Annotated in this window: 8 protein-coding genes; 1 reads left to right on the forward strand and 7 read right to left on the reverse strand. The window is 31.0% G+C overall.

Translation table 11 applies throughout. The features are described from left to right. The 3 genes from lptA to yccX form a co-directional block, all read right to left on the reverse strand. Complete coding sequence (gene lptA / locus ACGH6R_RS03775) at window positions 1–561, reverse strand: lipopolysaccharide transport periplasmic protein LptA (RefSeq protein ID WP_065559063.1); 561 nt, start codon at window positions 559–561, stop codon at window positions 1–3. A gap of 3 nt (window positions 562–564) precedes the next feature. Next, on the reverse strand, window positions 565–1,128 hold the full coding sequence (gene lptC / locus ACGH6R_RS03780; RefSeq protein WP_267359066.1) for an LPS export ABC transporter periplasmic protein LptC: 564 nt from the start codon (window positions 1,126–1,128) through the stop codon (window positions 565–567). Window positions 1,129–1,229: 101 nt separating this feature from the next. Beyond that, on the reverse strand, window positions 1,230–1,508 hold the full coding sequence (yccX, locus tag ACGH6R_RS03785) for an acylphosphatase (RefSeq protein ID WP_267351719.1): 279 nt from the start codon (window positions 1,506–1,508) through the stop codon (window positions 1,230–1,232). 163 nt (window positions 1,509–1,671) lie between these two features. On the opposite strand from yccX, the gene ACGH6R_RS03790 reads away from it, so the two are divergent. Further along, window positions 1,672–2,271, forward strand: a complete 600-nt coding sequence (locus ACGH6R_RS03790) for a CHAP domain-containing protein (RefSeq protein WP_411598940.1) — start codon at window positions 1,672–1,674, stop codon at window positions 2,269–2,271. Between the two features lie 142 nt (window positions 2,272–2,413). Here the strand turns inward: ACGH6R_RS03790 and ACGH6R_RS03795 are convergent, their stop codons facing one another. From ACGH6R_RS03795 to ACGH6R_RS03810, 4 genes are all read right to left on the reverse strand, one after another. After that, window positions 2,414–5,050: a filamentous hemagglutinin N-terminal domain-containing protein gene (locus tag ACGH6R_RS03795; protein WP_411598941.1), complete on the reverse strand. Its 2,637-nt coding sequence runs from the start codon at window positions 5,048–5,050 to the stop codon at window positions 2,414–2,416. Between the two features lie 332 nt (window positions 5,051–5,382). After that, entirely contained in the window at window positions 5,383–8,313 is a 2,931-nt protein-coding gene (locus ACGH6R_RS03800) for a filamentous hemagglutinin N-terminal domain-containing protein (RefSeq protein WP_411598942.1), read from the reverse strand. Window positions 8,314–9,020: 707 nt separating this feature from the next. Next, window positions 9,021–11,606, reverse strand: coding sequence for a filamentous hemagglutinin N-terminal domain-containing protein (locus tag ACGH6R_RS03805; protein ID WP_411598943.1), 2,586 nt, complete (start codon window positions 11,604–11,606; stop codon window positions 9,021–9,023). A gap of 512 nt (window positions 11,607–12,118) precedes the next feature. Further along, entirely contained in the window at window positions 12,119–14,953 is a 2,835-nt protein-coding gene (locus tag ACGH6R_RS03810; RefSeq protein ID WP_411598944.1) for a filamentous hemagglutinin N-terminal domain-containing protein, read from the reverse strand. Window positions 14,954–15,507 lie beyond the last annotated feature (554 nt).

The following is a 15,507-nucleotide window of genomic DNA, read 5'->3' on the forward strand; positions in this document are numbered from 1 at the left end:
TTATTTATTCATCTCTTTTACTTGATTAGGTAAGATAGTGCTCTTAACTCGTGCGTTATTATTTGAATGTGCAGTAATGTATTGTTTTTTGACATCATAAGTAATGAGTTCACTGCTAACATGATTATCTTGTTGATACATGTGGGCATTACCTTGCAATGTTACCTTATTGTCTTTAACACTGTAGATTACTTGTGAAGCGTGACCTGTTACAATTTTATTTTTTTCAGGTAAGATTTGCTTAAACTTTACTGGTTTGCCATAAGCAGTGATTTTTTGTTTTGATGAATCTTGCATATCTGTAATAACAACTTTATCTGCAATAATAGTTAATTCATCTTGAACAATATTCACATTACCACTAAAAGTAATGGTATTTTTTTCAATATCAATTTGTTGATTATCGGCATCAATAGCAATCGGTTTATTGTTAATTGTTGTTTTTGGCGTTTGTTCTTGATTTTCATTTGAAATTTGAATATTGGATTGATCCGCAAAACAACAAAATGACACAGATAATAGTAAAAATAATGGAAGAATAACTTTTTTTTGCGAACTCATTTTTTATTTTGCCTCAGTATTATAATACGTTTTTATATTTTCAAGGATATTAGCCGTTTTGGCTTGTAAATCACCATCTAACCCAATGCCTGTTGAGTAAAATCCAATGCCTTTGAGTATTACAGGGTCTTTAGATGTGACATGTTGTGTATTTAAATCAACCACCGCTTTATCCGTTTTTACTTGTTGCAATTGAGCATCTGGCACAAGATTATCTAACTGAACATCCTGATAAAGATAAATCAATTTATCATCAGTCAAGGTTGCTTTTTTTGCTTTAATATGCCAAGTGGCAACATGATCGGCATCATAAAGGGTAAAATTAGGTAAATCAAATTCGGTATTATCCGTATCATCAAAATAACGGACATGTGCTGATTCAATTTTATAAATAATTTCTCCTGACAAATCATAAATTTTAGTTATCATTTCATCACTTTGATAAATAGGCGTATTAGATAAATCTGTAACAGGTTGAGTGACAACATCATTATCTTTCTGATAATTATAGTAAACGCCAATCACAATAATGAGAAGTAAAATACAGATTAAGTTTTTTTTATTCATAACAGAAGTCAATTACGCTCATAAAGTTATTCACAAGTTAGGAAAAAATATTATTTAATTAAGCCAGAAATTTAAGATATTTTACTGCATTTTTCATTAAATTAATATCTGACATTAAAAGAAGTTAAATTTTCTTGGAGTGGTAATTCACTCATATTAATTTGGGTAATGCGAGCAGATCGCGGTCCACCATGCTCTAACCACAGTATTAGCTGTGAAATCTGTTGATTATTACCTTGTGCAATTATTTCAACGGCACCATTTTCTAAATTCTTAACATAACCCACTAAGCCTATTTTTACTGCTTGTTGATAAGTAAAAAAACGAAAACCGACACCTTGCACCGAACCACTTACTATAATTTTAATTAGTCTTATCATGTCACAACCTTATACGACTATTTTCTTAGTCCATAATAATGAAGTTATATTGATATTTGAATCAATATATTCATATTTTATATATTTTACTTTTATTGATAAAAAGCTATGATGAATAAAAAAACAAAATCTAAATACTCAAATGATTAAATAAGGAATAACAATGAAACGACTCTTCAAATATAAAAAAAGTTTGTTTTTAATTATGTTGATTTTGTCATTAAGTAGCTACCTTTTTTGTCAACAAATTTATGCGTATTTTCTGGTTGATACAGATAAAGTAGGCGTTGTTGTCGATGAATTTAATGGTGTCAAAGTTTACTATAATGGTCATGTAGGTAATGTGAGTGGACGCAATACGTCTAAAGATGGATATAATCTCGGTTTGAAATACCAATGCGTCGAATTTATTAAGCGTTATTACTATGAGCGCTTTGATCATAAGATGCCAGATAGTTATGGTCATGCGAAAGATTTTTTTGATGATTCTATCGCCGACGGAAAAATCAATCCCAAACGTAATCTACTGCAATATCACAATGGTTCAGCGTCAAAACCTCAAGTTGAGGATATCATTGTCATGGGATGGAGCAGATATGGTCATGTCGCTATTATCAGTAAAGTCAGCGATAATGAGATAGAAATTGTCCAGCAAAACCCTGGTCCTAATGCTAGCTCTCGTGAAACGATTCCTTTAATTTATAAAGACGGTCTATGGAAGATTGATTCATTTCGGGTTTTAGGCTATCTGCGTAAAAATTAATGTTAAATTAATCATTATTAAGAGAATATAAATTTAAAAACTATTTATAATTTATATAAATAGTTAATTACGATCCCAGTTTTTTCCATCAATAAACTAGGATCGTTATTGTTTCTTGTAAAAAAGCAGTTCAATAATTTACTTATAACTCTTTACTTTTGATATCTCCAATAATCAATCCATTATTGATTAGTTCAGGAACATCAACATAAATATTAATACCATAAATTTTACCGTGCCAATCATTATTAACTTTTTTTGCTTTTATATAAAGCTCTTTATCCCCAATTAGTTGACCTTGATTATAAACTTTATCAACATCAATTTTCTGTACAGTGTTAGATCTAACTAGATTGTGATTTTCAAATTCGTTACCTGATATGAATAATTCTAATCCAGCAATAATTACACCGTTCCAATCATTGAACAGTTTAGTTGGTGTTAAATCTATCGCATGTTCAGAAATAAGTTTTCCTTGATTATAAACATCCTTAGATTTTATAGACATTGTTTTGTATACATCAACAATATTATTATTTTCAAACTTTTCTCCTGAAATATTGATATCATATCCTTGCATTTGACCTTTCCAATCATTTATTAAATAATCTGAATTGGTATTTAAGGTTTGTTCAGAAGCTAATGTTCCTTGATTATAAACTTTTGTTGAATCTATACTTAATAACTTTTCTGCAGTAACTTGGTTATGGTTTTCAAAATTTTTTCCAGTAATCGTGATATTGCTACCTTTAACGAATCCATTCCAATCATTTTTGAAATAGCCTTGACTTATCAACGCTGATTTAAAAGATGATAATTCGCCTTGGTTATATAAATCAGTAGCGTTAATTGTTAAGTTATTATACCCTTCAATTAAATTATGATTTTCAAGTTTTTCACTTGATAGTGATATATTGTAAGAAGTAATCCTACCATTCCAGTCATTTTTGAAAATTTTGCCGTAAATGGACAGATCCCCTTTTGAATTCAGTTCTCCTTGATTGTAAAGATATTCTTTTTCAGAAATAGATAAATTTCCACCTCCATAGATTACATTGTAGTTTTCTAAATTTGAACCAGTTAAAGATATTGAATTAGCTGTTAACTCACCTTTCCCTGCATTTATAAAGTAAAAAGCGTTTATATTAATGCGATCGGATAAAAGTTTTCCATAGTTATTCAAATGAATTACCGAACTATCTAAATCAACTGAAGACTTAACTAAACCATAATTTTTAAATGACGACCCCTTTATATTAATATATTTACCAATTTCAATATTTCCAGTGCTGTTATTTATAAAGTCATCACTATTTACATAAAGATGATATGATTTTATCGTGCCTTGATTTTCAAAAATACTGGATTTTAGTTGGATGTTTTGGTTCTGTGATTGAATCAAACTTTGTTTGTCGTTAAAAATAGTGTAACCAGATAGGGCAATATTATTTTCCGCCAATATTTTGTTTGCATTATACGTGTCGTTAGCTTTCATAGTTATATCATTACTTGCTTCAATAACACCATAATTTTTAACATATTGGGCTTTAAGTTGAACATTTTTTGATTTGATATCATTTGTATTTAATATATAACCGCTATCAGCAGTAAATTGTTCTCCAGCGGAAAGCTTACCGAAATTTTCTACATATTGACTTTGTATATTAAGATTTTTTCCACTTTCTATAGTCGTATTGTTTCTTATTCCAGAACTATTAAAATTAATTGAATCCTTTGCCGTCATATAATTGTTATTAATAATGATACCATTGGCATTGATGTTAAGGTCTCCAGCACTTACGCCCAACGTTCCTGAATTACGCACACCGACACCTTGTTCATTTGCACTCAATGTAATTTTACCTGCGTACATGCCACCTAAAGCAGATACATCAATACCATAATTAAATCTATCTTGATAGATTTCATCTTTTTTATTCTCAGTAAAGCTTAAATCTGTACCGACATTATTTTGACCTGCTATCACATTAATTTCTTTATTAGCCCATAATTCAGCATTAATTTTCACACTTCGAGCAATGATATCCGTATAATCTTGCCCGGTATTTTTTAAGCCTTGACCCGTAACATAAATATGTCCACGTTCAACTTGATACCCAGTCAATTTTCCGTTTTCTACTAGCGGTTTACCGGTTGTTAAAGTTGCTCGGTCAGCATTGATAAAACCACATCCATTACAGGTTATACCCGCTGGGTTGGCAATGATCACTTGTGCTTTTGGACCGGCCACTTCAATGTATCCATTCAACTGACTAATATTAGGTGAATTGACTTCATTCAAAATGACTTTAGCGCTTTGTGTGAGTGATATATTACCGTTAACAAACTCCACTAATTGCGTTGCATATCGATCTGTTCCATTATTTAATATCACTCCTTTTTTGGATACATCAAATTGAGTATATTTATTATGTGAAACCCCACTACTCGATGGATTAGTAATATTAATTATTTTGATGCCGTCAGAATGTTGATAAATATCGGGGCGTTGACTACGATCGGCTGTTTTGTCTGCGACAATATTGGTAGCATAACAGCTATCAATCAGACTAACCATTCCCAATGCGATATACGATATAAATATTAAAGGTTTTATTTTGAAGGGTTTTGCTGGGTAAATTGAGCCGTGTTTTTGATGAATTATTCCAACTTTATTTTTATTACTTGCCACCATTTGATGCGATTTAACCAGTTCGGATACAACAATAAATACATTTCGAGCTTTATTAAAAATAATTCGATATAAATTTCTATTCATATTATTTCCACCTTTCATCAATTGTTAATGCATTAAGTTATATACAGCTAATTTTTAGATAAATAAAAGTTCAGTGAATATTGAAAAAATTTGACACAGTAATTAAAACTTAAGAATTTTTATCTTTTATTAATATCATCAATAAGATCTATTAATTTTTTTAGTCTAATGTTACATCAAGAACATTTAAATTAGATAAGGAGGATCAGCGAAACAATTTAAGTTAATTACAACTCATTGAGGGAATTATGATAAATTCCCTGTGATATCGATTTTTTTATTGAATAATAACAATAGGATACCTCATCAAACCTTAGTATAAAGATAAGATTTTATTGATTTTTCTGATTGTTATAATCGCGATGCATTATATGGAAAATAATCATATCCGTAATATTAGATATGATAGTTTCCGTTTTTATTGTATTTTGTTTGTCATTGGAAAAAGTATTATTATCTAAAGTGAAAAATATCTCTGAAGCCGAATTTTCGATTTTATATCGCTGATTATGTTGAGTGTTATCTAATTTATCAACATTAATTGTACCTAAATTGTTAATATTATTTCCACCTGCTACATTGATATTATTAGTTTTGATAATTCCTAACCAATCATTCTTAAATTGCTTAGTTTCTGTATATATCTCATTTTTGGCAAATATCTCGCCATTATTATAAATTTGTCCAGCTTTAATAACGAGTTTATCCTTTGCGTTTACGATTTTTCGATTGTCAAAATTTTCACTGTTTATTTCAATTTTATTAGCGCTGATTTCCGCTTGCCAATCGTTTTTAAAATTAGTGCTTTTAGTCGTTAATCGCTCAACAGCTATTAATTTCGCTTGATTATAAATATCAGCTGTATCAAGTTTTAAATTTTTATTCGCAGTAACTTTATTGTAGTTATCAAACCTACTATCTTCAAATGAAACCAAATCATTAACAGTAATACCATTTAGACTTATTTCATCGGCATTCACCTCTCCTAACCAATCATTTTTAAAATAATTACTGGATATTGCTATTTTATCCTGAGCCAATAATTTTCCTTGATTATATAATATTTCAGTAGAATTGATTTCAAGTTGTTCTTTAGCAATAATTTGATTGTAATTATAGATTTTTGATGAAGATAATTTAACTTTATTCGATTTTATGATGCCTTCCCTACCATTTTCCAATTTGCTAGCGTTTAAAGATAGCGACTCCTTTGCTAACAATTGACCAAAGTTGGATACTTCTTCAAGTTGTAAATTCATGTTATCTGCATCAATAACACCAAAGTTAGTTAAATCTGTCCCTAAGTCATCATTTTTGATACGTATTTTTGAACTTTTTAAAATACCTTGCCAATCATTTTTTAAGTTTTTGATATTTAATTCCATCTTATCTTTAAATGCGATATTACCATTATTGTACATTCCGTTAGTTAATCTTATATTAGCCCAATTACCGGTAATCCAACCATGGTTATCAAATTGCATACCGTTTACATTGATTCGATCCTCTGCAATGATTTTACCTTGCGATGTATTGGTTATTTTCGATTCAGTTGTGTTTCCTAAGTTTACCGTTGGTGATTTTACTTCACCTTCATTAACGATATTATTTCCTTCTAATGAAACATTTTCTCCAGCTTGAATTGAGCCTTTATCCTTATTGGTGATATTATCACTATGTACGATTAAATCTTTTTCTGAGGTTAATTTGTTCTCATTTGTCACGTCATCTGCAACTATGTTTAATTTATCCTTAGCTTCAACTTCACCGTAATTTTCAACGTTTTTCCCCTCTAAATCTACATCTGCTGATTCAATTTTCCCTTCCCAATCATTTTTTATATTATCACCCGATACACTAATTTTATCGGTGGTTGATACATTTCCCGCATTTTCAGTATAATTAGCAGAAATTTTTATCATTTGTGCTCTTAATCTTCCAACATTTTTGGTACGTTTGGCTGTTATTGTAATAGCTACAGCATTTATATTACCTGTCCATGTACTAATAAATTCTTGACTAAATGAAGTAATATTTTTTCCTGCTGACAATTTACCCTCATTCGCAACCAATTTAGATGCTTTTAGATTGATATCTTCTTTCGCTTCAACGGTTCCATAATTTTTTACTTCTGTTTTTGCCATTAAACTGACATTTTTTTGAGCAGCAATTGTGCCATGATTTTCTATTTGTTGACTGTTTAATAAGATGTCTTTTGTTGCTTTAAGATTACCACCGACATTATTTAAAATTTTACCATCCACCGATAAATTTAACGTCCCCGCATTAGCCATAAGTATTCCATTATTACGTACACCTACCCCTGTTTCGGTACCTATCATCTTAATTTTTCCAGCATACATTCCACCTAACGCTGAAACATCCAGTGCAAACTCAGGTTGCGCAGTATTGGGGTCTGATACGATTTTTTCAATCTTAGTCAGATCTGCTTTCACTTTGCCTTGACCGGTCACAATAGTGATTTCTTTATTTGCCCATAACTTGGCATTGACATTCACACTACGTGCGATTAAATCGGTGTAATCTTGCCCTGAATTTTTTAATCCATCCCCTGTAATGGCTATTTGCCCTTTTTCAACATGATAACCAATCAATTGTCCATCTTTCATTAATGCTTTACCGGTCGTCAAGGTTGCCCTATCTGCATTAATAAAACCACAACCATTACAGGTTATACCGGCCGGATTGGCGATGATCACTTGGGCTTTTTGACCGGCCACCTCGATATAACCATTTAATTGGCTGATATTTTGCGAATTCACTTCGTTTAGTATGACTTTGGCGCTATTTTGCAGTGATGCATTACCATTAATATCACCGGCTAATTGTGTTTTACTACCGTCACGAGAGTTATTTAAAATGACGCCATTTTTTGAAACATCAAATTGCGTATATTTATTATGTGAAACGCCCCCTTTTGTTGGCGTTGCGATATCAATTTGTGTTACGCCGTTTGGTAAGCCTTGAATGGCTGGACGTTGCGCTTGATTGGCATTTTGATCGACAACGATATTATTTGCGTAACTAGATTCAACAATGCCAACCATACCTAAAGCGATATAGGATAAAAATACTAAGGGTTTTAACATAAAGGATTGATTTTTATGTTTAGAAATCACTTCAATTTTTTTTGTAGTCTGATTATGACTTGTCATGACTTGATGGGAACTAACCATTTCGGATACCACAACATACAATCCACGAGTCTTATTAAAAACAATACGAAAAAAATTCTTGTTCATAGTATTTCTCACCTTTCATCTATTTTCTAACATGCTAAGACAAATCATATTTATCTATTAAACAATGGGTCATGCTCAATAAATCCATATTTTTTTTATAATTAACCAAACAAATAATTATTGAAATTGATACAACTAAAAATGACAACGATAAGATTTATATATTTGGAACCATTACCACAATTTGATTGCCCCTAAAATAAACAGGCTAATAGCAACGGAAAATTTTATATGATTTAGATAACTTAATTTTTTTATAATAAACTTTAACTTCATATTTAGTCAAAGATTTTATTTATTTTTTTGTCAATTTTCGAGTTTAACTAAGTTAGACTTTAATTCTTTTGAAGTTTATGCCACACAATAAAATTTTAATATTTGGTTTAATAGTCCACGTATTAAGGAGTTCATGTCAAATCAGATGCTTTTATTAATCCGATTAACAAATCATTGATGTTTTTTGAACAGTTAAATGATCAATGTTGTTAATAAACCTTCATCACAAAATTATCGATGAAAAACAAAATTTTATTTCAAAATAATCTGTCAATAGAGGGAAGGAAATTGAACGAAAGGATTATCAAAGGAACGAAATGTGGCATTATTGGCTTATCAGTCATTTAAACACAACTGATAAACCAATATGATATTTTACCGAGATAAAATTTTATTTATCATGATTAAAACTTTTAAATGTTGGATAAATACTAATCACTGATTTCTTGTAATTCTTTTGCATTTATCTGTCCAAAATTTTCTATCCCATTTTCAACTTTCAATACAAGAAGATTAGTATCGATAACGCCAAACCAATCATTTTTGAAATGTTTACTGACACCGTCTATTTTATTTTGGGCAAATAACTCTCCATTATTGTAAAACTCTGTTACGTTAATCTTCAATGTATCATTAGCACGGATTGATTTTCGATTATCAAATCGTCCTTCAATTATTCCTTCTTCATTTTTTTGTCCTGCTATTTTAATCGTGTTGGCACTGATTTCACCTTGCCAATCATTTTTAAAGTTGTTACTGATTATATCTAATTCTTTTAATGAATGAATTTTTCCTTGGTTATAGCCATCTGTAACTTGAATCATTAACTTGTTAGCAGCAGTGATTTCATTGTAATTTCTAAAATTTTCATAATGGGAATATATTTCATTAGTTTTTATTAGGCCTTGCCAATTATTTACAAAATTACCGCCTGATAAATATAAATAATTCACTAAAATTTTTCCATAATTATAAACATTACCATAAGCCATATCTATCCCATCACCCTCTATTAGGCCATAGTTTGTAAAATCATTATCAGAATTAGCAGAATCAATCCCAATTACAGCATAATCGAAAGATAGTTTACCGTTCCAATCATTTTTAAATTGATGATATAAAATATCTAATTTTGATTTTATCGCTATTTGACCTTGGTTATACATTTTCCCATACGATGCAATCTGTCCATAATCACCACTTACCAATCCCCAATTATCAAATTGATTTGCGATTAAGAAAAAATTTTGATCAGCTTCTATTTTTCCACGCCAAGTATTAACCACGGTTCCAACCTTTCCGGTATATAAATTTACCAATGAACCTTTGATATTACCTTCATTAACTATATTTGTTCCAGATAATGAAACAACTTCTCCAGCTTGAATTAAACCTGTATCTTTATTGATAATATTTTTTTCACTAACGACCGATATTTCCTTTCCAGATGTTAGTTTATTTACGTTCATAACATCAGCAACAATGCTTAATTTAGCCTTGGCATTTACTTCGCTATAATTCTCAAAATCTTTCCCTTCTAAGGTAATATTTTTCGACTGAATTACACCAAACCAATCATTTTTGATTTTATCACTCGATACAGTAACGCTTTCTCCTGCTGATAAATCACCCGCATTTTCGGCATATGATGCTTTAATTTCCACCTTTTCAACCGCATTCATTTTGCCCACATTTTTAGTGTGCCCTGATTTTAATACAATTGTGTTGGCGCTCACATTCCCTGTCCATGTACTAAGAAAGCCCTCACTTTCTGCGCTAAGATTATTGCCTGCAGACAATCTATTTTCGTTGGCAATCAATGTATTAGTTTTGATTTTGATATCTTCTTTCGCTTCAATAATCCCATAATTTTTTATCTCTGTTCTACCCAACACGTCGACATTTTTTTGACTGGCAATTGTGCCATGATTTTCTAATTGTTGACTGTCTAGCAAGATATCTTGTGTTGCCTTAATATTACCCCCCACATTATTTAAAATTTTACCACTAACCAATAGATTCAACATTCCCGCACTTGCCATGAGTGTCCCATTATTACGAACACCTACCCCTGCGTCAGTACCCACCATCTGAATTTTTCCGGCATACATTCCGCCTAACGCTGATACATCTAGAGCAAACTCAGGTTTTACAGTATTCGTGTCTGATACCACATTTTTAATTGTTGCCAGATCTGCACTCACTTTGTTTTGACCTGTCAGAATAATGATTTCTTTATTCGCCCACAATTCCGCATTAACCTTTACACTACGTGCAATTAAATCGGTATAATCTTGCCCTGAATTTTTTAATCCATCCCCTGTTATGGCTATTTGCCCCTGTTCCACGTGATAACCCGCCAATTTTCCATTTTCCATTAGCGGTTTACCGGTGGTTAAAGTTGCCCTGTCTGCATTAATAAAACCACAACCGTTACAGGTTATGCCTGCCGGATTGGCGATAACTACTTGGGCTTTTTGACCGGCTACCTCGATATAACCATTTAATTGACTGATATTTTGCGAATTTACTTCGTTCAATATTACCTTGGCGCTATTTTGTAGTGATGCATTACCATTGATATTACCGGCTAATTGCGTTTTACTACCGTTTGAAGAGTTATTTAAAATGACACCATTTTTTGATACGTCAAATTGGGTATATTTATTATGGGATACGCCATCATTGTTTGGTGCTGTGATATCAATTTGCGTTACACCGTTTGGTAAACCTTGAATCGTTGGGCGTTGCGCTTGATTGGCACTTTGATCGACAACGATATTATTTGCGTAACTGACGCCAGTCATACTGACCAGTCCTAACGCAACATAGGATAAAAAAACTAACGGCTTTAATAAATAAGATCGGGGATTATCGATCGAGTTATTGTTGACGTGAATACGCTTGCCTTGCTGACCCTTACTAACCACAACGTGATATGATTGTGCAATATCAGACACAACAACAAATAATCCACGAATCCGATTAAAAACAATACGATAAAAACGTTTATTCATAATATTTTACCTTTCATCTTTTTGTTAATAGCCGTAATAAATCATATTAATATTAAATTATGGACAGCAAATTTTCTAAAATGACTTCAGAATCAGATAAGACTATTAAAAAATTTAATACGAATTCAACTATAACGGCTGCGTTATGATTAATGCTTTAAAAAGCACGCAAATGACTTACAGAACACTTAATGACTTTTATTAAGCTAACGGTGCAAACAAAATTTTTATATTGTTTAGATAACTTAATGTTTATATATTAAACTTTAAATTTTCATTTAGTCAAAGAATTTTACCTAATGAATTGTAAGCAAATTTTATTTTCAAATTTCAAAATGGTTAAAAACGAAGACTTGTATTGATATCTTTTTTTGATAATGATTAAAGGTGAGAGATAACTGTAGATAACATTTAACATAATAGAATCTTAATAACCTGATTTAGCAAACGAGAAATAACGTTTGGTAAACCAGGTGAGTAATTTTATCAATTATAACTTACTGTCATGCATTTTATTGATTAACGAAAATACCATTGATCACGCCAATGTTGTTAATATAGGCTATTTTAGATTCAATATATTTTGCATTAATTATTCCATGGCTGTCGTTGGTCAATGTCCTAGCTGTTAACTTAATATAATCATCTGAAGTTATTTTTCCTTCGTTATAGATGAGGTTAGCGAGTATACTAATTGATTTATTGACAGATAGCGTTCCATAATTATTAAAATTATAGTCAATATCTAAATCAATAGTGTCTGATGCTATCCAACCAAACCAATCATTATGAAAATTTCTACCGTGTAACTGTATTTTATTTTTAGCCAGTAACTGACCATTATTGTATAAACTACTTACGTTTAATTTGAAATCATCATTGGCTTTTGCAAAATTTCGGTTATCAAAATTTCCGCCTTTGATTTCGATTTGGTTAGCATTGATTTCGCCTTTCCAATCATTTTTAAAGTTATCAGTTTTTATTGCCAATTTATCGGATGCAAAAATCTTCCCTTGGTTATAGCCGTCTTTCACTTTGATCACCGATGAATTTAATGCACTAATTTCATTATAATTATCCAACTTATTGGTATCCATTGTAATTAAATCGGCTTTGATTTCACCTTTCCAGTCATTTTTAACTTCATTGCCTTTTAAAATGATTTGTTTATTGGCAAATAATTTTCCTTGATTATAAAACTGGTTACCCCCATTAATTGACAGTAATTGACCCGCCTTGAGTTCATTATGATTTTCAAAATTACGCGTATTTATATCCACCTCATCAGATTTGATAATACCTTGCCAACTATTTACAAATGCATTGTTTACTACAGATAAAGTATGATTAACTAAAAGTTGACCATAATTATAAACATTATTATTCAAAATATTTAAATTATCAGCATTGATGACGCCATAATTAGTGATAGTAGCATCCGATTTCGTTTTGTTGATATGCATATAATTACTGGCTAATTTGCCATTCCAATCATTTTTAAAATCTTTAATGTATAAATTCAAATTGTTATTTAGCGTAATTTGACCTTGGTTATACATATAATCTTGTAATTCCATTGATCCATTATCCGCATTTATCTGTCCAGAATTCTCAAATTGATTAGCATGAATATCAAATAATTGCTTAGCATTGATTTTTGCTCGCCAAGTATTCACAATTTTCCCAACCTCTCCTTCCCCTAAAAATACTGAGTCACTATTGATTGTGCCATCATTGATGATGTTATTTGCAATTATTGAAACTTTGTCCTCAGCTTTGATCAATCCTGTATCGCTATTTGTAATGTTGGTTCCTTTTAACAATAATTGCTCATCTGATAGTAATTTATTGATATTATTTATGTTTTCTATCGATATCACTAAGTTTTCAGCAGAATTAACTTCGCCATAATTTTCAAAATTTTTCCCATTCAAGTTAATATTTTTAGCGTTAATAATCCCTTGCCAATCATTTTTGATATTGTCGCTTGTTAGGGTAATTTGTTTTCCTGCCGTTAAGTTCCCATTATTTTCTGCTGTTGAAGCATTAATGGTGACAGTTTCATAGGCTTTCATTTTACCCACATTTTTAGCTTGCTTAGCATTAATCACAATGTTATTCGCTTTTACATCCCCTGACCAAATACTAATAAACTCATCACTGGTTGTTGAAAGAGAATTTTTTGCAGACAGTTTTCCTTCATTGGTAATTAACGTATGGGATTGAAGTTTAAGGTCATTTTTGGCTGTGATTGTGCCTAAATTTTTAATTTCAGATTGACTTTTTAAGACAGTTCCTTCAGAGGATTGCATCGTTCCTTTATTAATAATTTTGCCATCAGCAGAAAGATTCAATGAACCGGCACTCGCCATCAGTTTTCCTTCATTTCGTACCCCTACACCATTTTCGGTACCGACCATTTTAATTTTACCTGCATACATTCCGCCTAGCGCAGAAACGTCCAATCCAAACTCAGGCTGATCAACTTGATTATTAAATCCTTGCTTTTCAATGGTATTCAAATCAGCACTTACTTTAGCTTGTCCTGTGATAACATTAATTTCATTATTTGCCCATAATTCCGCATTAACATTGACACTACGTGCAATTAAATCGGTGTAGTCTTGACCTGAGTTTTTTAAACCATAGCCATTAATTTCAATACGTCCGCCATCAACTTGGTAACTTTGCAATTTACCATTATCCATAATGGGTTTACCCGTCGTTAACGTGACTCTATCAGCATTAATAAAACCGCAACCATTACAAGTTATACCGGCAGGATTGGCGATAATGACCTGCGCTTTTTGACCTGCAACTTCAACATAACCATTTAACTGACTAATATTTGGAGAGTTAACTTCATTTAAAATCACTTTTGCACGATTTTGTAATAATCTATTACCATTAATGTCGCCAGCTAATTGGGTATTAGTTCTTCCTGTCGCATTATTGAGTATGACACCATTTTTGGATACATCAAATTGGTTATATTTGTTGTGAGAGACACCGCTATTACTTGGCGCTGCAATATCAATTTGTGTTACGCCATTTTGCAAGTTGTGCACATTAGGGCGTTGTGCTTGGTTAGCCGTTGGATCGACAACGATATTATTGGCATAACTGACATTAACCACACTAACCAAACCCAATGCAATATATGACATAAAGACTAAAGGTTTTAATCTGCAAAACTGAACATGCTGGATTGGATTAGGGTTAACATGAACTGTTTTGATTTGTTTAGCATTATTGGTTACGACTTGATGCGATTTAGTCATTTCAGATACCACAACAAACAATCCACGGACTTTATTGAAAATAATGCGATAAAAATTCTTATTCATAGTATTTACACCTTTCACCTATTATTTTGTTAAAACGTAAAAAATAAAATCATCATATTAAACAAATGATTATTTCAATAAATCTACAAAAATAGTTAAATACGGCAATACAAATAATATTTTGAATTTAATGCAACAAAAGGAAATCGATAGGATGATAAATTACGTTAACATTAGCTAGTTATCCACTAATTAACCATCATCCTTGGTAGAACAGAAAGAAACAGACACACCAAATTAACATCATTTAGATAATTTGATGCATGTATAATAAACATTAAATTTATATTTAGTCAAAGTTTTATTTGTGCATCCGTAATTTACATTTCTTTGTTAATCCAAACAATTTTTAGGGTTAGCTAAGACTTTTGATAACAAGATTTTTCTAATTTATTAATTTATCACTTAATTTATTTTCTGTTTTGTTAAAAAAGTATTTCTATTAAGCAGATAGTTGGTGTGATCAAATCGGTTTTAATATTTGGGCACTTGATGATGTTTTAATTTTATTCGGTCTAGATATTTCTATTACCAGTAATTTTATTGATATTAAT

Source organism: Gilliamella sp. CG13 (assembly GCF_046635805.1).
GTDB classification, from domain to species: domain Bacteria; phylum Pseudomonadota; class Gammaproteobacteria; order Enterobacterales; family Orbaceae; genus Gilliamella; species Gilliamella apicola_I.